Below are 20430 nucleotides of genomic sequence, written 5' to 3' on the forward strand. Positions count from 1 at the left end.
CACTTGACGGGGATCACACCCGATTTGACAAAATCAGCCATGCGCCAATCAAATTCAGCGCGGAATACCCGGCATAGACCCATCCAAGCCAGGGCCAGCCATTGGCAGCCAGCAGCATCGCAGCCAGCAAAACCAGAAACTCTGTCACCAGCGTTCCGCGGCCACCCAGCATGTGAACGTACCACGGCATCCGGCCAAGCAATGGGTGCCTGCTTTCCAGCACAGCCTTGTGAACCGCGAAATTGCCGATTCCCAGCATGAAAATGACGACCAGCACCATGGCCGCGAATGTGCCGCATTGTTCGTCGGGCTGCAAATGCCTTTCATCCGGCGAAATGCGCCATCGGTCGTCTGGCGGATTCGATGGTCGGAACCCGGCGGCACATTGTCGAGGCTTTGCTGATCGCACCGCCGCCCTGGCGTAGGAATGGCTTCGCAGGAGAGGTCGCCAGCCCACAGGAAATGGCGCCGTTCCTGCAACCGGAAAGAGGATGATTCACCGTGCGATCGATGCGCCCCAGCATGGTTTCGCACCCAGTATAAGGAACGAACCATGTCTAGCCCCCTTCTCGCGATTGCCCTTGCCAGCGCCATTTCAGCCACTTCGCCAGCACCGACCATGCAAGTGAAGTTCGACGATCTGAACCTGTCGACACCCGCCGGGCAGGAAATGCTGCAAAAACGCATCAAATCGGCCGCCCGCGACGTTTGCGGGATGGACGACAAGACCACCGGCACCCGCATCCGATCTTCGGAATCGGCGCGGTGCTACAATCAGGCGGTCGGCTCCGCCACTGCCGCTGTCGCCGCCGCAGTTCGCAAAGCGCGCGCCGACAGCTGAACCGAATAACGAACGAGCTCCCGCTGTACCCGGTGGGAATCGGGCCCGAGCCGGTCTTAGTCCCCCGGCTCGGGCTTTCGCTTGTCTGGCGCGCAACGCGGCAATCCATCGCCCGCCCGTCGCCCCCGCCACAACCGATGCGGCAGACGTTGCCCGTGCGTGATCGATTACGCCCGCATTCGCGATGGCCGCGAAGCACCAAAGCTCAGCGCCCGGCCATCGCCTTCACACGGGGGAGATAAGTGCGACCGATCCGCATCGCGTCGCCATCTTCCAGTTCCACCGACCACACGCCCAGCCCATCGTGGCGCAGGCCGCGAATGCGGTCGCGGCGCAGGATCGTGGAGCGGTGGATGCGGATGAATTCCGCCGGGTCCAGCCGCGCCTCCAGCCCGGCGATGGTCTGCAACAGCAGATAGCTGCGATCTTCGACGTGCAGCCGCACATAATCGCGCTCTGCATCGATCCGCGCGACTTGCGCCACTTCGATCCGCAGCAATTCGGAGCGGTGCGGCACCCACAATTCGTCGAGCCACTGGCTCTCTGCCCGCTCCACAGTAGAGCGCCGACTGTCGGCCCGTTCGATCGCGCGACCCAGCCGTTCGGGGGTGACCGGCTTCAACACATAGTCAACCGCGTCGAGATCGAATGCCTCAACCGCGAAATGATCGTGGGCAGTTACGAAAATCACCGCCGGCCGATTGTCCTGCTTCGCCAGCTTGCGCGCCACCGCCAGCCCGTCAACCTCCGGCATCGTCATGTCGAGCAGCACGAGATCGGGGGAGAGTGCCCCGATCAGGCGCAATGCCGCCGCGCCGTCGCTAGCGGTGCCCACGACACTGAGCCCGTCCATTCTGGCGCAGATCACCTGCATCCGTTCGACTGCCAGCGGCTCGTCATCAACGATCAGAGTCCGCATTTTGGGGCGTTCGGCAGCAGAATCAGGCATGGGTCACCACAGGCAAGCGCAATTCGGTGCGATATCCGCCGGGCACAGGGCCGGATTCGATGATCGCATCGCTGCCGAAGCGGGCCTGAATCCGGTCGCGGACATTGGCCAGACCAATGCCGAAACCCGATGTGCCCCCCTTGGGCGCACCCGGCCCGTCGTCACTGACAGTCAGCACCAGCCGCCCATATTCCGCGCGGGCGGACAGCGTGATGGTGACCGGGCGATTGACCGGGGCGACGGCATATTTCACCGAATTTTCCACCAGCGGTTGCAGGATCATCCCCGGCACCCGCACTTGTTCCAGCGCAGGCGGCAGATCGATGGCGACTTTCAGGCGGCTGGGGAAGCGCACCTGTTCGACCGCCAGATAGTGTTGCTGCAACGCGAATTCCTCGCCCAGTTCGACATCCACTGTCGCTTCATCGGCCAGCGAGTGACGATAGAAGTTGGACAGTTCCTGAATCATCTCTTCCGCCTGCTCGGCCTTGCCGGTCATCACCAGCGAGGACAGCGAATTGAGCGCGTTGAACAGGAAGTGCGGATTGACCTGATACCGCAAGCTCCGCAATTCGGCGGCCTTGGCCGCGCTGCGAAAGCGCGCCTCCCGCCGTTCGGCCAGTCGCGCACGTTCGATGGCGACCAGCGCAAAATAGAGCGAACCCCATGCGAACAGCAGGAAATACCGGCCCAGCGCGATTTCCAGCACGCCCTGCCAGCGTTCCTCTTCACCCAGATCGGCCGGAACCACGATCCGCCCGCGCACCGTGGCATCGGGGCCCAGCGGGCCATCGACATCGGGGCTGGCCACAGGGCGGGCTTCGATAATCTTGTTGCCTTTACCGTCCTTGCGGACCTGAAAACCGCGCTTTTCCGCCATCGCCGCTTCGACATCGTCCTGCACGCTGGCGAAAACCTGCTGATTGACGGTGGCAATCATAATCGATGCCGGGATCGCCAGCAGCAGCGCGGCGATAATCTGCACCATCAGCGCGCGCCGGTCGAACAGGCGCAGCACCATCCAGAATACCAGCGTGATCCCGATCCCCGCCAATGTGACGACCGCGCGGCGCCACAACAGTTCGTACTGCAATTCCAGCCCCAGCGAGGCGCGCAGCGATACGAGAACGAAATAACACGCCCACAGCCCGACAATAGACAGCAGCACCGTGCGGAATTCGACCCGCACGGGTGCCTCTGTATCGGGAAGGGTGGCAGAATCGGCCATAGTCATAAGGTGTAGTGCCTTACGACGCGCGCGCAGGCCAGCGCGCGCGTCGAAGTGAATCGACCCTTCGTCGAACGGATGGGGCCGAACGAAGGTGCCGAAAATCAGGCTGTTGGCAGCAGATGTTCAGCAGCGATCTTTTCCTGCCAGCGGGCCGGGGCGAGTTGGTGGACGTTTTTGCCATCGGCATCGACCGCCACTGTTACCGGCATATCCTGCACAGTGAATTCGTAGATCGCTTCCATGCCGAGATCTTCGAATGCCACCACTTTGGCTTCCTTGATCGCGCGAGCGACGAGGTAGGCCGCGCCGCCGACTGCCATCAGATAGGCGCTTTTGTGTTGAGCAATGGTTTCGGTCGCCGCCGGGCCGCGTTCCGCCTTGCCGACACAGGCCAGCAGGCCTTGCTCCAGCATCATCTCCATGAATTTGTCCATGCGGGTGGCCGTGGTCGGGCCGGCCGGGCCGACGACTTCGTCACGAACGGGATCGACCGGGCCGACATAATAGATCACCCGCCCGGTGAAATCGACCGGAAGCTGCTCGCCGGCGGCCAGCATATCCTGAATCCGCTTGTGCGCGGCATCGCGCCCGGTCAGCATCCTGCCATTCAGCAGCAGACGGTCGCCCTGTTGCCAGCTCTGCACCTCTTCCGCGGTCAGCGTGTCGAGATTGACCCGCTTCGCTTCGGCGCTCGGCGTCCATTCGACTTGCGGCCAGTCGGCCAGGTTGGGCTTTTCCAGATAGCTCGGCCCCGAACCATCGAGCGTGAAATGCGCGTGGCGGGTGGCGGCGCAGTTGGGAATCATCGCCACCGGCTTGTTCGCGGCGTGGCACGGCCAGTCCATGATCTTCACGTCGAGCACGGTGGCCAGCCCGCCCAGCCCTTGCGCGCCGATGCCCAGTGCATTGACCTTGTCGAAAATCTCGATCCGCAGCGCTTCGATATCGTTCTGCGGCCCGCGCGCCTTCAGCTGGCCCATGTCGATCGGGTCCATCAGCGACTGCTTCGCCAGTTTGACGCAGTGTTCCGCGGTCCCGCCGATGCCGATGCCCAGCATCCCCGGCGGGCACCACCCGGCACCCATCTGCGGGACCATTTCCAGCACCCAGTCGACGATATTGTCGCTGGGATTCATCATCTTGAACTTGGATTTGGCTTCGCTGCCGCCGCCCTTGGCCGCGACATCGATCGACACCGTGCGTCCCGGCACCATTTCGACGCTGAGCACCGAAGGGGTGTTGTCGCGCGTGTTGCGGCGGGTGAACGCCGGATCGGCCAGCACCGATGCGCGCAGCTTATTTTCCGCATTACCATAGGCGCGGCGGACACCTTCATCGACCACTTCCTGCAAGCTGCGCTGCGAATCGAGGCGGCATTCCTGCCCCCATTTGACGAACACGTTGACGATGCCGGTATCCTGACAGATCGGGCGATGCCCTTCGGCACACATCCGGCTGTTGGTCAGAATCTGCGCGATGGCGTCTTTCGCGGCAGGGCCTTGCTCCGCCTCGTATGCTTCGCCCAGCGCGCGGATATAGTCCATCGGGTGATAGTAGGAGATGTACTGCAAGGCGTCCGCGACGCTTTCGATCAGGTCGTCTTCACGGATAGTCACCAAGTCACTCATCGAAACCAAACTCCTGCTGATCGAATCGCCACAGCCCGATAGGCGCATCCGCGCTACCCCGTCAAAGCGCTTGGCGAGAGGGTGGCTTTATGCATAAGGGAAATGCCATCCCGCCCGGCAGGACCAGACGCGCAATACAGGTAGTTATCGAATGACCGTCGCAACCAGCACCGCAACCGATTTTGTCACCGCCCGCAAGGCGATGATCGACAGCCAACTGCGTACCAGCGGCGTCAACGAACCGTGGGTGATCGCACGCATGGCCGCGGTCCCGCGGGAAGATTTCGTGCCCGAATCCGCGCGCGCCGCCGCTTACATCGACCGCGCCGTGCCGCTGGGCGATGGCAAGATGCTGGCCGCGCCGCTGGTCCACGGCCGGATGCTGGCCGAAGCGGCCCCTACGCTCGACGATAAAGCGCTGGTGGTCGATGGCGGCAGCGGATATCTGGCCGCGCTGCTCGAACCGCTGGTGGGATCGATCACCGTTATCACCCCGGACGATGCCGTCGCTGCATCGCGCAAGCGCGGGGATTTCACGCTGTTGCTGATCGATGGGGCGGTGGAAGAGCTGCCCGACAGCCTGACCAACCGGCTAGCCGACGATGGCCGCCTTGTCACCGGGCTGGTGCGCCGCGGTGTCACCCGGCTGGCTGTCGGTCGCAAGACTGCGGGCGCTGTCGCGCTGTGGCCGCTGGCTGAAATCGGCATTCCGCGGCTGACGCAGTTCGACAAGGCCGAGAGCTGGAGCTTCTGATCGTGGCCCGCGCACACTGCAGGGCCGCACTGATGGCAGGGGCTGCGCTCACCGCCGCCGCTGCCGCTCCGGCGCATGCCGACACTCTGCGCGACGCACTGGAAGCGGCCTATCGCGGTAACCCGACACTGGAAGCGGCCCGCGCCCAACAGCGCGCGACAGACGAAAACGTCCCGCTGCAGAAGGCTGCCGGCCGCCCAAGTGTGACCACGAATTCGCAGTACATCGAATTCGTCAAATCCAGTTCGACCAGCCTGATCGCCCCCAAGCGCAACGTTGTGGCCAACCTCGATCTGGCAGTGCCGATCTATTCCGGCGGGGCGGTCAGGAACGGGATCAAAGCAGCTGAAACCCGCGTGCAGGCGGGCAGGGCGGATTTGCGCGGCACCGAATCCTCGGTCTTCAGCCAGGTCGTGGCCGCTTATATGGATGTGATCCGCGCCGAAGCGCTGGTCGCTCTGTCGGCCAATCAGGTGAGAGTGCTGGGCGTGAATGTCCAGTCGACCAGCGACCGGTTCGAAATCGGCGATCTCACCCGCACCGATGTCGCGCAGTCGCAGGCCCGCCTCGCCACCGCACAGAGCGATCTGGAAAGCGCGCAATCGAACCTGATCGCCGCGCGGGAAAACTATATCGCGATTGTCGGTCTGGCGCCCGATGATCTGCAGGCCCCACCGCCGCTGCCCGGTTTGCCCGACAGTCTGGAAGATGCCGTGTCCACCGCGCTGGTCGAAAACCCCGACCTGATCGCCGCGCGCGAACGCGCCAAGGCCGCCGGATACGATATCGATGTGGCCGGGGCCGCTCGCCTGCCCACTGTGTCGCTGTTCACCGGCGGCACGTATAACAATTACCTCGGCTCGCTCAAAAGCGGGGCAGTCGCAACCAGCTATCCGCAAACCTCCACTGCGGTGCAGGCGGGGGTTCAGCTGAGCCTGCCGCTGTATCAGGGCGGCCGCCCGGCGGCGCAGGAACGACAGGCACAGGCCCGCTCTTCCGCTGCGCTGGAACAACAGATCGGCGCCGAGCGCAACCTGATCGCGCAAGTCCGCTCTGCTTACGCCAGCTGGAAGGCGTCGCAGGCGATTATCGAAAGCAGCCAGCAGGCAATCGACGCGGCTTCGCTCAGCCTTGAAGGGGTGCAGGCGGAAAACACCGTCGGCAATCGCACGATTCTGGACATTCTCAACGCGGAACAGGAACTGGTACAGGCGCGCGCGCAACTGGTGACTGCGCGGCGCAATGCCTATGTCGCCGGTTTCAGTCTGCTGGCGGCGATGGGCCGGGCGGAGGCGCGCGATCTGGGGCTGGGCGACGATGGCCCGCTGTATGATCCGGCGGTCTATTACGACCGGGTGCAGGGCAAGTGGAACGATTGGGCTCACGATCCCGATCCGCAACCGCAATCGACACGAACCGTTGACATCCCCGCGCCCGGAGCGGAAATTCCCCCGTCCGCCGAATCAGTGACCGAAACACCCGGCAACTGATTCGCCACAGGCGGTATGGGATCAACTGAGGCAGGTTACGGGGGCAACATGCCAATGCGACAAGACGGCGAAGCATCGGTCGAGGAAATCCTCGAATCGATCAAGAAAGTGATCGCCCGGGATAATCGCAATATCGCGATGGAAACCCGCAAGCGCCGCGAAAACGACGGACTGGCCGAAATCGCCCGTGTGATGGACGCTCCGGCCCCCGCCAGCAATAGCGATATCGCGGACGATGAAGAGATCCTCGATCTCGGCACGAGCCATCTGGCGGAAGAAGTCCCCTCGGCCGATTCCACAACTGACAGTGCTGACGATGCGGATGACGATCTCGGCCCGCTGACCACAGAGGCAGTGCGCGACGCCATGCGCGACAATCTCGCCGCGCTGGCAATGCTGGCCGAACCCGGGAAGCCGCCGCAAATCGTGCGTTCGGGCGAAACATCGCTGGAAGAACTGACGCGCAGCCTGCTGCGCCCGATGCTGGCCGAATGGCTCGATCGCAACTTGCCCGAGATTGTCGAACGTCTGGTGAAGGCCGAAATCAGTCGAATTGCCGGCAAGCGCGGTTAGTCGCGCGAGCCCTTCCCGCAACCGGGTCGAGTCACTACATCGCCCGGTATGAGCACGCCCGCCAACTCTCAGGCCAACCTGCAGAAAGCCCGCAACGCGCTGTCGAAAATCGGCGGCGAACAGGTGAAGCGGCAGATTTTCCTGTGCGCCGTGTCGGACAAGCAGAAATGCTGTCGCCGCGAAGATGGCGAACGCGCGTGGAAATATCTCAAGCGGCGGCTGAAGGAACTGGGGCTGGCCGGATCGGTCGTGCAGCGCACCAAGGCCGATTGCCTGCAAGTGTGTGAGGCCGGGCCGATCGCCGTCGTCTGGCCCGATCAGGTCTGGTATCATTCGTGCGACGAGGCCGCGCTGGAAAAGATAATTCAGCAGCACCTGATCGGCGGAGAGCCGGTGGAGGAACTGCGCCTGCGAAGTAACGCGGACGACTGACACGGCAGTTGGGTAGCGAGTGACACGGAGAGCGAAAGCGTGCTCAGCCGCCACGACTGCGGTTGTGACAAGGAATGGTCCATGGATTGCCGCGTCGCTACGCTCCTCGCAATGACGAGGGGGGGGCGGTGCACGCTATAGTATTGGCCAATCATCGGCAGCGCGGCTCCAACCCCTGAACCAACCCCACTCCGTGCCTTCGTGCCTTCGTGTGAACCAAGCTTTCTCCCGAGGCCCCTCCATCGCGGCGGTTGTGACGGTTGCTAAGGGCAGTACATGGATTGCCACGTCGCCTCACGTCGCCTCACAATGACGAGGGGAGGGGGCGGCGCGGTAGTCGCTGAGTCGCTCCACCCACCATCCCGTCACCAGACCACTCCGTCACCCCGGCCGCCGAGCCGGGGTCCAGCTTCCTCCAACGCGGTGCGGGAAGAAAAGCGTCGCCCCGGATCAGGTCCGGGGCGACGGTGTGCCTGGGCTGGGGGGAGTGGGCGCGAGCGGTGGTGTTGCGCGGGTTGTTGGCGGGGACTGCCGTGCCGCAGAGGGGGCGTCTGCCGCCACCCTCTATGTCCCACGCACCTCCGCCTCCCTTCGTCATTGCGAACGCAGTGAAGCAATCCATGGCGCAAAGACACTGCTTATGGCGACGGTTGTGATGGAAACGACGTACCTACACGAATTGCCGCACCGCTCCTCGAAATAACGATCTAATGGAAGGCGGCCCTAATCCCGCTTGCCCGGCCACTCTTCCCCGTCGAACGGATCGCTGACGGCGGCATCGTGCCCGGTGCCATTCGACAGGAACATCAGCCCCATCAGCGCCCCGGCCAGCAGCATGGTGAATGCCACGCCCAGCCCGGTGGCGATGTAAAAGTGAATCGATGCATCTTCCACTGTCAGCCACAGGCCGACAAGCGAAGCGATCACGACCACGACTGTCACTCCGCCCACGATCTGCATCATGCGCCGGTATTTGTTCCAGGCGAATGCGGCATTCTCTGGATCGTCGAGCGGGGAAGGGGGCGGATTGGTCTTCACCCGCCCCACATGGCCCTTACCAGCCGCCATAGCAATGCCCTCCGCTGGCCTTTCACGGCGGATCGTGGCATTCTTGCCCGCAAGACAACGATATATGATGGGGAGATCGAACGATGGATATTGCCCAGCTGATCGCAGGCCGCGCCAGTTCGGATATCGTGACGTGCGATGTCGATGTACCGATGCGCGAAGCGCTTGCGGTGCTTGCCACCCGGCGAATCGGCGCACTGCCGGTGATGCGCCACGGCGAAGTGGCGGGCATCTTTTCGGAACGCGATGTCATTTATTGTCTGGGGCAGGAAGGCGAGGCGAGCCTTTCCAAACCGCTGGGCGAAGTGATGACCGCACCTGCCATTACAGTGGAGCCGGGCACATCGGTGGACGAAGCACTGGGGCTGATGACCCGGCGGCGCATCCGCCACTTGCCGGTGATTCAGAACGGGCAGATGTGCGGTTTCATCTCGATCGGCGATCTGGTGAAGGCGCAGGTCGATGCTATCGCCACAGAGGCGGAAGCGATGCGGACTTATATACAGTCTGCATGATCTTGAGTGGGGGCGGCAGTCTCCCTACATCGTGTTTATGCCCGATCCGCTCATCCTGACTCCGACTGCCGCCAAACGTGTGGCGGCGATTGCTCAACGCCAGTCGAAACCGGCGATCCTGCGCCTTTCGGTCGAAGGGGGCGGGTGTTCCGGGTTCCAGTATAAATTCGACCTGTCCGACGATGCCGATGCCGACGACAGCGTCAGCGAGACCGACGGGGTGAAGCTGGTGGTCGATCCGGTCAGCCTCGATCTGGTGGCGGGCAGCACCGTCGATTTCGTCGAATCGCTGGGCGGGGCGGCATTCCGGGTTGAAAACCCGCAGGCCGCCGCCGGTTGCGGTTGCGGTTCCAGCTTCGGCATCTAATAGTCGCCGGATGCGGATTGCATCCTTCAATATCAACGGCGTCAAAGCGCGCCTGCCCCGACTGATCGAATGGCTGGAAGAAACCCGGCCGACGGTCGCCTGCCTGCAGGAAATCAAAAGCCAGGATGAAGGCTTCCCCGCCGACGCGTTCGAGAAAATCGGCTATCGCGCGATCTGGCACGGGCAGAAAGGGTTTAACGGCGTCGCCATTCTGGCCGACGGAGTCGAGCCGGTCGAAACCCAGCGCACTCTGCCCGGCGACCCGGACGACGATCATTCACGCTATATCGAAGCGGATGTGAACGGGGTGCGGATCGCATGCATCTATCTGCCCAACGGAAATCCGGTGCCGGGGCCGAAATTCGAATACAAGCTGGCATGGATGGAGCGGCTGCGCGCCCGCATGCGCGAGTTGTGGGATCAGGAAATCCCTTGCGCGGTCGTGGGCGATTTCAACGTTATTCCAGAAGATAAAGACGTCTGGTCGCCTAAGGCGATGGCCGCCGATGCGCTGATGCAACCCGAATCGCGCGATGCCTATGCCCGTTTACTGGGCGATGGATGGACCGATGCCATCGACACGCTGAACCCGCGTGGCGGGGTGTGGACGTTCTGGGATTATCAGGCTGGCGGGTGGCAGCGGGACCACGGGTTTCGCATCGATCACCTGCTGCTCAGCCCCGAACTGGCCGACCGGATGACCGCCGCCGGGGTGGACCGTGAATATCGCGGACGCGAAAAAGCCAGCGATCACACCCCTGTATGGGTGGATATCGCTGGCTGATCCCGGCTGCAGGCGCGCGCCTGCAACAGCTTACTTGTAAAAAACGTGCGAGCTGATGGTAGCTGCCGCCACGCGATTGCGGCTCCAGCGCGGGTTCACACGGCGAGCGTGGAAATACAGCGCATCGTCGGCCTTGCTTTCCCACAGATCCTCGTGCGCGATCCGGGCAATTGCCTTGGCACGCTTCCACGCGGCAGAGGCCGTGCGGATATGCGGCATGCGGCCACCGCGCACGAACGAGAACTGCGAACGCTGATAGACAACACCGCAATAATCCGACGGAAAGGCGCTCGATTCAGCGCGGTTGATGATCACTTTCGCCACAGCAAGCTGCCCGGCGAGCGGCTCACCACGGGATTCGAAATAGATCGCACCGGCGAGGCACTTCATCTGCCGCGACAGCTTTTCACCGGAAGGCACCGTAGCGACAAGCTGACGCAGCGAACCGGCGTTGCGCGGCAATGCCTGCATATCGGCATCGTTGCCGTCAGCCACCTGATCTTCGGGTTGTTCGGTAATCGCCTGTACGACCGGTTCTGACACGAACTGGACGTTTTCTGCCTGCGGAACCGTTTCTTCGGTCAACGGCAGAGCAATCTGAGGCTGGTTCTCGCCCGGCTGGGCATTTGCGCCGGAACCATCGGCGAACGAGAGCGTAAACACTGTCGTCGCGGCAATTGCCGCGAGAGTGGCGCGATGAAACTTCATTTATCCGTCGGTTTAGGCGGTGGACGCGCCCGTCGCAGACTGGGAACCCTTATCGCAACGTGTGCGTTAACAGTGGGTTCTGCACATTGCCTGCCGGCCGCCCCCCGTCTGCGCGCTGACCGGCCGACCCCATGTCGCCCGAGCCGCCTGCGCCCGTAAAGGTGGCGGCGCAAATAGATGCTGCGGCTGCGAAGTCAACTCTGGCGGCGATTATCCCGGCAAAGCTGCGATGAACCGTTCTTCATCAGCGACGTTTACCTCTATTAACCACAAATCGGGATCCCGTTCCCTGCGCTGATTCAAATATTCCGTAAATTCTTGTTTATTTTCAATATCTTCTTCTTTTACGCGCACAAAAGCACGGGTCCCGTCCAACTGCGGCATACGTTCGAACAGCGCGTCGGGTTTATCACGACCGATAATTACGATTGCTATGGTGCCGGCGTCACGCTCGCCCCGCGAAAGCACAGTGGCGAACCCGCCTTGCGACTCGGCCAGGCGGCGAATCGCACCGACTTCCAGATGGGCAGGGAGGCGCGAATCCATCGCTATGCCGGATCGGCGTAGCCCGGCAGGCTCGATAGCGGGATGCGCGATCGCATGAACGTGCCCGTGCCGCGCCCAATTTCGTCGCCTTCCGCATCGGTCAGGCGCGATTCACCTACCAGCACGCGCTTGCGCCCGCTGATCCAGCGGCCTTCCGCGATGACCTCTCCCGATTTCACCGGCTTGGTAAAATGCAGGTTGAAGGATGTCGTCAGCAGGAAACGATCGGTGATCCGCGTGTTGGCCGCATAAAACGCCGCATCGTCGAGCATCTTGAAATAAACCGTACCGTGCGCCGCACCCGCCGCGTGATAGACTCGTTCGTCTATCGTGAAGTGAATGCGGGCCGCACCGTCACCGGTGATTTCCAGCCGTGAATTGAACAGCCGGTTGACCGGCGCGGCGGCATAGAGCCGTTCCAGCGCGCGATGATGCAGGGCGGCCCCGGCGCCACCATCTGGGGCATGGTCAGGCAGCGTCACGGTCCGATGCGTTGGTCAGCAGGGCATAGAGCGCTTCGGTGTCCTGCGCTTCGGTCAGCGCACGATGCATATCTTCGTCCCGCACCATCCGCGACAGCGCGGCCAGCGCATGGAGATGGGTCGCGCCGGAATTGGTAGGCGACAGCAGGCCAATCACGATATCGACCGGCATATTGTCCGCTGCATCGAAATCGACCGAGCTTTCCAGCTTGAGAAGTGCCGCCACCGGGCGAGCCAGCCCGTCTATCCGCGCATGGGGCAAGGCAACCGAACGACCGAACCCGGTGCTGCCAAGCGCTTCGCGTTCTTCCAGCCCTTCGAGCACAGCCGTACGGTCGAGCGAATAGACTTTCGCGAAACGGGTCGCGAGAGCTTCAATAATGGAGCGCTTGTCGTGCAGATCATCGACCCACACAGCCTCCGGCAGCAATTTGAAGATAACATTCATCATGGTCTTAAAAAACCAAACACTCGATCATGGAAAAGGAGAGGACCGATCACGTATCCTCTCCCGAAGATCGCGATCTACCGCGGTTCAACCCAGCCGATCGAACCATCACGACGGCGATAAACCATATTGTGCCGTCCAGTTCCAGCGTTTTTGAACAACATAGCGTTGGTATCTCGCAGATCGAGCATCATCACAGCATCTGCGACGCTGGCCTCTGGAATATCGGCGGTGGTTTCCGCGATAATCATCGGCGCATCGCCGCCCGTCTCTTCTTCCGCATCTTCCTCGGGTGCGGCGAAGATCGTGTAGGCGGCCTCTTCTTCCAGCACGGCCTGCTGGCTTTGTGCGTTGCGATCCTGCAGGCGGCGCTTATATCGGCGGAGCTGCTTATCGAGCTTTTCCGCAGCCGCATCGGCCGCCTGATGGGCATCCTGCGCCACACCGTGCGCCTTGAGGATGAGGCCCTGCATCACGTGAGTCACGATGTCGCAACTGAACGCGCCAGCAGGCGCCTTGCCGAACGTGACATTGGACGACAGCGCGCGATTGAAATATTTATCGACGATAGCGTTAAGCCGATCAGCAACGTGTTCCTGCAGCGCAGCGCCAGTTTCGATCTGGTGGCCTGAAACGCGAATATCCATCGTCAACCTACTCCTCTTCTGGTGCGACCACTAGCGATCGCTCACATTCGGAACGTTCAACTGTTCCAAATCGCTCCGTCCATCTGGCCAATAAATGCCCGATGGCGGGCTAATTCCTCTTCCGATGCGGAATGCGGACGCGGCGGACGAAATTCGCGCCGTCGTTCGGGGCGTGTGGGCATGCCCACTACACTGTCATCGCCGTCGGTCTCACCCGCTGCCAGCTCCAGCCCGATCTGGCGGCCACCGGTCAGTTCGACGTAAAGCTGTGCCAGCAATTCGGCATCGAGCAATGCGCCGTGCTTGATACGGTGACTGCGGTCGATGCCATAACGGGTACATAATGCGTCCAGCGTCAGCTTGGCGCCCGGATGCCGCCGCTTGGCAATCGCAATGGTATCCACCATCCGGTCGAGCGACACCGGCTCGCGCCCGGCGATTTCCAGTTCGGCATTGAGGAAGCCGAAGTCGAAACTGGCATTGTGCGCCACCAGCGGGGCATCCCCGATAAAGGCCAGCAGTTCATCCACCTGTTCATGGAACCGCGGTTTGTCCGAAAGGAACGCCGCAGACAATCCATGCACCGCCTCCGCCGCAGAGGGCATATCGCGGTCGGGATTATAATAGGCGTGGAATGTGTGACCCGTGGCCACCCGATTGACCATTTCGATACAGCCAATCTCGACCATGCGGTCGCCCGTCTTGTGATCAAGCCCGGTTGTTTCGGTATCGAAAACGATCTCGCGCATCAGCAACTATATCGCCCTGAAACACCCATGTGACAAGGGCGCGACTCACGAATTCGCGGCGGTTACCGGCCAGTCAGCGCAGCCACGAGTCGTTTCACCCGCTGGCGGGTTTCCGCCAGCGTCGTACCGGTGTCGATCACATGATCCGCGCGCATCCGCTTTTCCGCATCGGGTACTTGCAACGACAGGATATGGGCGAACTTTTCCGGAGTCATACCTGGCCGCGCGAGCACACGGGTGCGCTGAGTTTCCGCCGGTGCCGACACCACGGCAACAACATCGACCTGCTCTGCCCCGCCTTTTTCGAACAATAGCGGAATGTCGAACACCACCAGCGGTTGCCCGGCATGTTCGATCATGAACGCGCCGCGCTCTTCCGCCACCGCCGGATGCACAATCGCCTCCAGCCGGGCGAGCGCGGCCATATCGCCAAACACCTGTTCGCCCAACGCCTCTCGCCGCACACCTGCCGGGCCGGTCGATCCGGGAAACGCTGCCTCTATCGCCGCAACAAGGGCACCGTTCGGCCCCTGCAATCGGCGCACGGTGGCATCGGCATCGAACACCGGCACCCCCAGTTCCATGAACATTTCCGCTACGGTCGATTTGCCCATGCCGATCGAACCGGTCAGGCCGAGAATCACCGGGCGCGTCATGCTATCAACCGTTGACGCAGGGCGGCCTCACTGCCCGCATCGCGCGGAGCGGACATACCAAAAAACTTTTCAAACGCCGCCGCGGCCTGACCGATCAGCATCGACAGCCCATCGATTGTTTGCAGACCCTGCGAACGGGCGCTGGCCAGAAACGCGGTATCCACCGGATCGGTGACGATATCGTATGCCACCGATCCCGGCGGTGCATGGCTCCAGTCGAAATTCAACGAAGGCTGCCCCCGCATTCCCAAAGGGGACGCGTTGACCACCAGATCGAGGCATCCCTCACGATCATCGAATGGAAAATCGGTCGCATCGGCAAAGTGCGCCAGATCGATGGCGTGATGCTCCCCCCCCGGATCGAGAGTGTCGAGCAAATTGCGCGCTTTGTCGGGATTGCGACCCGCCAGCACCAGAGTGAACCCCTCACCCGCCAGCGCCGCGACAATTGCCCGTGCCGCACCGCCAGTGCCAATGATCCGGGCCATGCGGAAATAGTGCGCCTCTGCCAGCCGATCCGCCAGCGGTTCGAGAAAACCCGCCGCATCGGTATTATACCCGACAAGCGCGTCCCCCTCCCGAACAATGGTGTTCACAGCGCCGATCCGTTCCGCAACGGGGTCGAGCCGGTCGAGCAACGGGATGACCGCTTGTTTGTGCGGCATCGTTACGTTGCACCCCAGCCAATCGGCATCGGCCCGGCGCGATGCGAGGTAATCCGGCAGGCCCCCATTCGCCACCAATGTAGCGCGATAGTCCGCGTCAATCGCCAGCCTTTCCAACCAGAATCCGTGAATCACGGGGGATTTGCTTTGTACAATCGGATCACCGATCACTTCGGCATAAGGTTTATTGGCTGCACCAGTGGTCATGCCTGCATCACTCCCAGGTCGCGCAACGCGCCAAGGACTTTTATCAGCGGCATCCCCAGCACAGTGAACTGATCGCCTTCTATCGCCTCGAACAATTGCACACCCCGCGCCTCGATCCGAAAACAGCCGACACAACCGGCGATTTCCGGCCATTCGGCACCGAGATAGCTTTCGATGAACGCATCGGAGAGATCGCGTACATGCAAGCGGGCAAGATCGCCCCCGCTCCACAACACCGCGCCATCCCGCGCCAACGCCGCACCGCTGTGCAATTCCATTGGCTTGCCCGAAAATTCCCGCAAGTGACGCGCGGCATCCGCACGCGATGCAGGCTTATCGAACCGCTTGCCACCGACGCTGACCAGTGAATCGCTGCCCAGCACCAGATGCCCCGGATTGGTATTGGCCACAGCGATGGCCTTCGCCTTAGCTAATGCCAGCGCCACATGCGCCGGATCGCTGTTGCCAAGTTCCGCCTCTATCGCCCGTTCATCGACATCGGCAGGTATCGCTTCGTAAACTACCCCGGCGGCGTTGAGCATAGCGCGGCGGCTGGCGCTTTTGGATGCAAGGATCAGGGTCATATTGGCTTGGGCCCCACGACCGGAGGAATCTCGCGCGCTTCGCGTTCGTTATACAGCTTGATTACCGCCGCGGCGGTTTCCTCGATCGACCGGCGGGTCACATCGATCACCGGCCAGGCATTGTCGGCAAACATGCGCCGGGCAAAGCGCACTTCTTCGGCCACCCGCTCCGCATCGACATAAGTGCTTTCCTGCCCGTCTGCGATTGTCAGCAACCGGTTCCGCCGCACCTGTACCAGACGTTCGGGCGCGGTCGTCAGGCCGACAACCATCGGGCGACGCAGACGAAACAGCAGATCGGGCGGGGGGCTTTCCACCACCAGCGGGATATTGGCGACTTTGTACCCACGATTGGCGAGATAGATACTGGTTGGCGTTTTCGAACTGCGCGACACCCCGGCCAGAATGATGTCGGCATCTTCCCAGTCTTCGTATGCAATCCCGTCGTCATGCGCGATGGTGTAGTGGATTGCTTCCACCCGTTTGAAATAGGCATCGTCCATCGAATGCTGGCGACCGGGGCGACCATGCGCGGCCTGGCCAAGCTGCGTCTCCAACGCCTCTGTGACTGCGTCGAGCACAGGAACCGCGGGCAAGCCAATGGTACGACAATGCTCTTCCAGCCGGGCACGGGTTTCCGCATTGACCAACGTAAACAGTACCAGCCCCGGATTGGCGGCCAGATCGGGCACGATTCGGTCGAGATGCTGGCGGCTGCGAACCATTGGCCAGAAATGGCGCTGAATATCGGTTTCTTCGAACTGCGCGAGAGCCGCCTTGGCGATCATCTCAAGCGTTTCGCCGGTGGAATCCGACAACAGGTGAAGGTGGAGGCGCGGCATCGATAACAGGCTCTGGCAGGTTGTGGACAACCACCGGCATAAACCATGGGACAAGGCTGCGGACAAGCAAAGCCCGCCGTTTCATGCCCATTACGAGTCCGGCAACCGGCAGTTTGTGGACAGGTTCGCTGACCTTTCCCCACGCTGGGGACAGCGGGGATAACCTTTGGTTGACGCGGAATTGTAATGATTCGTTGGTCCGTTTGCCCTGTTCAGCGGGGGAGAATTCGGGCAGGGCGCGGCTGTCCCCACAATCCACAGGGCCAACAGACTCCATCATCTTATCTAAGAATCTTATTTGTATTGGATTGGACCTTTAAAACGATGCCCGGTCTCCTTCTCGATACCCTGCGCGGAACGCGTGCCGACACGGTGCCCATGTGGCTGATGCGTCAGGCAGGGCGCTACCTTCCCGAATATCGCGAGCTGCGAGCGGACAAGGGCGGTTTCCTCGAACTGGTCTATGATACCGCGGCCGCGGCAGAGGTGACGATTCAGCCGATCCGCCGCTTCGGGTTCGACGGGGCGATCCTGTTTTCCGATATTCTGATCGTTCCATATGCGATGGGTCAGGATCTGGCATTTCTGGCAGGCGAAGGGCCGCAGCTGACTCCGCGACTGGTCGATCATGCGCTCTCGTCGCTTCAGGCGGTCCCTCAGCGCCTAGATCCGATCTACGCGACCGTGGCCAGCGTGAAGGCACAGCTTGGCCCTGAGACGACGTTGCTGGGCTTTTCAGGCAGTCCGTGGACCGTTGCGACGTACATGGTGAATGGCGAGGGCAGCCGCGACCAGCACGAAACGCGGGCAATGGCCTATAGCGATCCGGCGGGATTTGGCGCCATCATCGATGCGATCATCGATGTGACGGTCGAATATCTGGTGGGTCAGATCGAGGCCGGTGCCGAAGCGGTGCAGTTGTTCGATTCATGGGCAGGCAGTCTTGCCCCGGACGAATTTGCCCGCTGGGTCATTGCGCCCAATGCCGCCATCGCCGCGGCTATCCATGAGCGATGCCCCGGCGTGCCGGTGATCGGTTTTCCGAAGGGTGCGGGCGAAAAGCTCCCCACCTATGCTCGCGAAACCGGTGTCGATGCAGTGGGCGTGGATGAGACAATCGACCCCGAATGGGCTGCGCGCGAATTGCCTGCCGGGATGCCGGTGCAGGGCAATCTGGATCCGTTGCTGCTGCTGGCTGGCGGTGAGGCGCTGGAACAACGCACCCAGACAATTCTGCGTGCCTTTGCCGGTCGTCCGCATGTGTTCAATCTGGGGCACGGGATCGACCGGCGTACTCCGATCGAACACGTTGAACGGTTGAAAAACACAGTTCGTAACTGGAGGGGGTGACTATGCGGCTTTCAATCCCTATCTGGACATCATGCAAGGCGCGCTGGCGATGACGTACCTGTGGCTGAAGGCCGGTCACATCATTTTCGTGATTTTCTGGATGGCGGGGCTGTTCATGCTCCCACGCTATTTCATCTATCATCAGGAATCCGATGTCGGATCCCCCGAAGATGCCAAATGGATCGACCGCGAGCGGAAATTGCTCAAAATCATCCTCAATCCTTCGATTATCGTTGTTTGGGTTCTTGGCATATTGCTCGCCACCACTCAGCATTTGTGGGCCGAGCCGTGGTTGCATGCGAAGCTGTTTCTTGTGCTGTTGCTGTCCGGCTATCACGGATGGATGGCAGGGTATGCGAAGAAACTGGCCCGTGGCGAACGGCCGCTGCGTGATAAACAGCTGCGTTTGCTGAACGAAGTGCCCGGGATTGTCGCTGCGCTTATCGTGGTGCTGGTGATCGTTCGTCCGATATGACCGAACGACGAACCGCATACGCATTCGATTGACGCCGCTCGCGGCGCGCATTATTTCCTCTGCCTATCAACCGGCTTCGGGCAGCATCGCATTTTGAGCGATCTGCCCCGGTCCGCTTTCTCCAAGCCCAGATGACCGGCCGGCCGTGACACCTCCAACTGGAATCATTCCATGCATTTGAAAGAACTGAAGAAAAAAGCACCGGCCGAGCTCGTGAGCATGGCCGAAGAACTGGGCGTCGAAGGCGCCAGCACGATGCGGCGGCAGGATCTGCTGTTTTCCATCCTGCGCGAACTCGCTGAAGACGAGGAATACGAAGAAAAAATCATGGGCATCGGCACGATCGAAGTGCTGAGCGACGGTTTCGGATTTCTCCGCAGCCCTGAAGCAAACTATCTCGCTGGCCCTGACGATATTTACGTTTCACCCAATCAGGTTCGCAAATGGGGCCTTCGCACTGGCGATACAGTGGAAGGCGAAATTCGCGCACCCAAGGAAGGCGAGCGCTATTTCGCTCTGACCAGCCTCACAGCGGTCAATTACGATAGCCCGGACGCTGTTCGCCACCGGACCAATTTCGACAACCTGACTCCGTTGTACCCGGAAGAGAAGCTGTCGCTCGATACGCTCGACCCGACAGTGAAGGACAAGAGCGCGCGGGTGATCGATATCATCAGCCCGCAGGGCAAGGGGCAGCGCGCCCTGATCGTGGCGCCGCCGCGCACCGGCAAGACTGTCTTGTTGCAGAACATTGCCAAGGCGATCACCGACAATCACCCTGAGGTGTTCCTGCTCGTCCTGCTGGTCGACGAACGCCCGGAAGAAGTGACCGACATGCAGCGCAGCGTGAAGGGGGAAGTGATCTCCTCCACCTTCGACGAACCGGCGCAGCGCCACGTGCAAGTGGCCGAAATGGTAATTGAAAAGGCGAAACGTCTGGTCGAACACAAGAAAGACGTGGTGATCCTGCTGGATTCGATCACGCGTCTTGGCCGTGCTTACAACACTGTGGTGCCGAGCAGCGGCAAAGTGCTGACCGGCGGTGTCGATGCCAATGCGTTGCAGCGGCCCAAACGGTTCTTCGGCGCGGCGCGCAACATCGAAGAGGGCGGATCGCTGTCGATCATCGCAACTGCACTGATCGATACCGGCAGCCGGATGGACGAAGTGATCTTCGAAGAGTTCAAGGGCACCGGTAACAGCGAAATCGTGCTTGACCGCAAGGTGGCCGACAAGCGCATCTTCCCGGCACTGGATGTCGGTAAGAGCGGTACGCGTAAGGAAGAACTGCTGGTGGAGAAGGATAAACTCTCCAAGATGTGGGTCCTGCGCCGTATCCTGATGCAGATGGGTACTGTCGATGCGATGGAATTCCTCCTCGACAAGATGAAGGATTCCAAGACCAACGAAGATTTCTTCGCAACAATGAATCAGTAGGT

General features: G+C 61.5%; 27 protein-coding genes. 12 read left to right on the forward strand and 15 right to left on the reverse strand.

Going from position 1 to position 20430, the window contains the following annotated elements:
- Window positions 1-13 precede the first annotated feature (13 nt).
- Window positions 14-280, reverse strand: a complete 267-nt coding sequence (locus D6858_RS14235) for a hypothetical protein (RefSeq protein WP_120112710.1) — start codon at window positions 278-280, stop codon at window positions 14-16.
- Between the two features lie 8 nt (window positions 281-288).
- On the opposite strand from D6858_RS14235, the gene D6858_RS15910 reads away from it, so the two are divergent.
- Both D6858_RS15910 and D6858_RS14240 read left to right on the forward strand, forming a co-directional pair.
- Window positions 289-495, forward strand: coding sequence for a hypothetical protein (locus D6858_RS15910; protein ID WP_165859711.1), 207 nt, complete (start codon window positions 289-291; stop codon window positions 493-495).
- 58 nt (window positions 496-553) lie between these two features.
- Window positions 554-841 carry a UrcA family protein gene (locus tag D6858_RS14240; RefSeq protein ID WP_165859712.1) on the forward strand — a complete coding sequence of 96 codons (288 nt, stop codon included), beginning with the start codon at window positions 554-556 and terminating at the stop codon, window positions 839-841.
- A gap of 205 nt (window positions 842-1046) precedes the next feature.
- Here the strand turns inward: D6858_RS14240 and D6858_RS14245 are convergent, their stop codons facing one another.
- From D6858_RS14245 to D6858_RS14255, 3 genes are all read right to left on the reverse strand, one after another.
- Entirely contained in the window at window positions 1047-1790 is a 744-nt protein-coding gene (locus tag D6858_RS14245) for a LytR/AlgR family response regulator transcription factor (protein ID WP_120112076.1), read from the reverse strand.
- Window positions 1783-3018 carry a sensor histidine kinase gene (locus D6858_RS14250; RefSeq protein ID WP_225082841.1) on the reverse strand — a complete coding sequence of 412 codons (1236 nt, stop codon included), beginning with the start codon at window positions 3016-3018 and terminating at the stop codon, window positions 1783-1785. The genes D6858_RS14245 and D6858_RS14250 overlap by 8 nt, the downstream gene beginning before the upstream one ends.
- 104 nt (window positions 3019-3122) lie before the next feature.
- On the reverse strand, window positions 3123-4649 hold the full coding sequence (locus tag D6858_RS14255; protein ID WP_165859713.1) for a fumarate hydratase: 1527 nt from the start codon (window positions 4647-4649) through the stop codon (window positions 3123-3125).
- Between the two features lie 151 nt (window positions 4650-4800).
- Between D6858_RS14255 and D6858_RS14260 the strand changes: the two genes are divergently transcribed.
- From D6858_RS14260 to D6858_RS14275, 4 genes are read left to right on the forward strand one after another with little or no spacing between them, the layout of a single operon-like run.
- Window positions 4801-5403 (forward strand): protein-L-isoaspartate O-methyltransferase family protein, encoded by a 603-nt coding sequence (locus tag D6858_RS14260; RefSeq protein WP_240623854.1) that lies wholly within the window; start codon window positions 4801-4803, stop codon window positions 5401-5403.
- A gap of 32 nt (window positions 5404-5435) precedes the next feature.
- The gene (locus tag D6858_RS14265; protein ID WP_120112714.1) at window positions 5436-6893 is read left to right on the forward strand and encodes a TolC family outer membrane protein; all 1458 of its coding nucleotides are present in this window, start codon (window positions 5436-5438) and stop codon (window positions 6891-6893) included.
- A gap of 54 nt (window positions 6894-6947) precedes the next feature.
- Window positions 6948-7466: a DUF2497 domain-containing protein gene (locus D6858_RS14270; RefSeq protein WP_120112084.1), complete on the forward strand. Its 519-nt coding sequence runs from the start codon at window positions 6948-6950 to the stop codon at window positions 7464-7466.
- Between the two features lie 48 nt (window positions 7467-7514).
- Window positions 7515-7898 (forward strand): (2Fe-2S) ferredoxin domain-containing protein, encoded by a 384-nt coding sequence (locus D6858_RS14275; RefSeq protein WP_120112088.1) that lies wholly within the window; start codon window positions 7515-7517, stop codon window positions 7896-7898.
- 723 nt (window positions 7899-8621) lie between these two features.
- On the opposite strand, the gene D6858_RS14280 is transcribed toward D6858_RS14275, so the two are convergent.
- Window positions 8622-8966 (reverse strand): hypothetical protein, encoded by a 345-nt coding sequence (locus tag D6858_RS14280; protein WP_120112091.1) that lies wholly within the window; start codon window positions 8964-8966, stop codon window positions 8622-8624.
- An 83-nt stretch (window positions 8967-9049) separates the two neighbouring features.
- On the opposite strand from D6858_RS14280, the gene D6858_RS14285 reads away from it, so the two are divergent.
- Genes D6858_RS14285 through xth form a run of 3 tightly spaced genes read left to right on the forward strand, consistent with a single transcriptional unit; the run spans window position 9050 to window position 10632 of the window.
- Entirely contained in the window at window positions 9050-9481 is a 432-nt protein-coding gene (locus D6858_RS14285; RefSeq protein ID WP_120112095.1) for a CBS domain-containing protein, read from the forward strand.
- A 37-nt stretch (window positions 9482-9518) separates the two neighbouring features.
- Window positions 9519-9848 (forward strand): iron-sulfur cluster insertion protein ErpA, encoded by a 330-nt coding sequence (gene erpA / locus D6858_RS14290; protein ID WP_120112098.1) that lies wholly within the window; start codon window positions 9519-9521, stop codon window positions 9846-9848.
- A gap of 10 nt (window positions 9849-9858) precedes the next feature.
- Window positions 9859-10632 (forward strand): exodeoxyribonuclease III, encoded by a 774-nt coding sequence (xth, locus tag D6858_RS14295; RefSeq protein ID WP_120112101.1) that lies wholly within the window; start codon window positions 9859-9861, stop codon window positions 10630-10632.
- A 30-nt stretch (window positions 10633-10662) separates the two neighbouring features.
- Here the strand turns inward: xth and D6858_RS14300 are convergent, their stop codons facing one another.
- The 10 genes from D6858_RS14300 to D6858_RS14345 form a co-directional block, all read right to left on the reverse strand.
- Window positions 10663-11340 (reverse strand): cell wall hydrolase, encoded by a 678-nt coding sequence (locus D6858_RS14300; protein WP_120112104.1) that lies wholly within the window; start codon window positions 11338-11340, stop codon window positions 10663-10665.
- 210 nt (window positions 11341-11550) lie between these two features.
- Window positions 11551-11886 (reverse strand): DUF1491 family protein, encoded by a 336-nt coding sequence (locus D6858_RS14305; RefSeq protein ID WP_120112107.1) that lies wholly within the window; start codon window positions 11884-11886, stop codon window positions 11551-11553.
- Between the two features lie 2 nt (window positions 11887-11888).
- Complete coding sequence (locus D6858_RS14310) at window positions 11889-12368, reverse strand: PaaI family thioesterase (RefSeq protein WP_120112111.1); 480 nt, start codon at window positions 12366-12368, stop codon at window positions 11889-11891.
- A complete protein-coding gene (locus D6858_RS14315; protein ID WP_102155132.1) occupies window positions 12355-12816 on the reverse strand; it encodes a PTS sugar transporter subunit IIA in 462 nt (153 codons plus the stop codon). The genes D6858_RS14310 and D6858_RS14315 overlap by 14 nt, the downstream gene beginning before the upstream one ends.
- A gap of 77 nt (window positions 12817-12893) precedes the next feature.
- The gene (hpf, locus tag D6858_RS14320; protein ID WP_120112114.1) at window positions 12894-13463 is read right to left on the reverse strand and encodes a ribosome hibernation-promoting factor, HPF/YfiA family; all 570 of its coding nucleotides are present in this window, start codon (window positions 13461-13463) and stop codon (window positions 12894-12896) included.
- Window positions 13464-13519: 56 nt separating this feature from the next.
- Complete coding sequence (gene dnaQ / locus D6858_RS14325) at window positions 13520-14212, reverse strand: DNA polymerase III subunit epsilon (protein WP_120112117.1); 693 nt, start codon at window positions 14210-14212, stop codon at window positions 13520-13522.
- Window positions 14213-14274: 62 nt separating this feature from the next.
- On the reverse strand, window positions 14275-14868 hold the full coding sequence (coaE, locus tag D6858_RS14330; protein WP_120112121.1) for a dephospho-CoA kinase: 594 nt from the start codon (window positions 14866-14868) through the stop codon (window positions 14275-14277).
- Entirely contained in the window at window positions 14865-15740 is an 876-nt protein-coding gene (gene aroE, locus D6858_RS14335) for a shikimate dehydrogenase (protein WP_120112124.1), read from the reverse strand. Before aroE ends, coaE begins: the two co-directional genes overlap by 4 nt.
- Window positions 15737-16324 (reverse strand): Maf family protein, encoded by a 588-nt coding sequence (locus D6858_RS14340; RefSeq protein ID WP_120112128.1) that lies wholly within the window; start codon window positions 16322-16324, stop codon window positions 15737-15739. Before D6858_RS14340 ends, aroE begins: the two co-directional genes overlap by 4 nt.
- Complete coding sequence (locus D6858_RS14345) at window positions 16321-17166, reverse strand: pyruvate, water dikinase regulatory protein (RefSeq protein ID WP_120112131.1); 846 nt, start codon at window positions 17164-17166, stop codon at window positions 16321-16323. The genes D6858_RS14340 and D6858_RS14345 overlap by 4 nt, the downstream gene beginning before the upstream one ends.
- Window positions 17167-17490: 324 nt before the next feature.
- Between D6858_RS14345 and hemE the strand changes: the two genes are divergently transcribed.
- From hemE to rho, 3 genes are all read left to right on the forward strand, one after another.
- Window positions 17491-18516, forward strand: coding sequence for a uroporphyrinogen decarboxylase (hemE, locus tag D6858_RS14350; RefSeq protein WP_120112134.1), 1026 nt, complete (start codon window positions 17491-17493; stop codon window positions 18514-18516).
- 49 nt (window positions 18517-18565) lie between these two features.
- The gene (locus tag D6858_RS14355) at window positions 18566-18991 is read left to right on the forward strand and encodes a CopD family protein (protein WP_240623855.1); all 426 of its coding nucleotides are present in this window, start codon (window positions 18566-18568) and stop codon (window positions 18989-18991) included.
- A gap of 171 nt (window positions 18992-19162) precedes the next feature.
- Window positions 19163-20428, forward strand: coding sequence for a transcription termination factor Rho (gene rho / locus D6858_RS14360; protein ID WP_120112141.1), 1266 nt, complete (start codon window positions 19163-19165; stop codon window positions 20426-20428).
- Window positions 20429-20430 lie beyond the last annotated feature (2 nt).

The sequence above is a fragment of the Tsuneonella suprasediminis genome (assembly GCF_003605755.1).
Classification (GTDB): Bacteria; Pseudomonadota; Alphaproteobacteria; order Sphingomonadales; family Sphingomonadaceae; genus Tsuneonella; species Tsuneonella suprasediminis.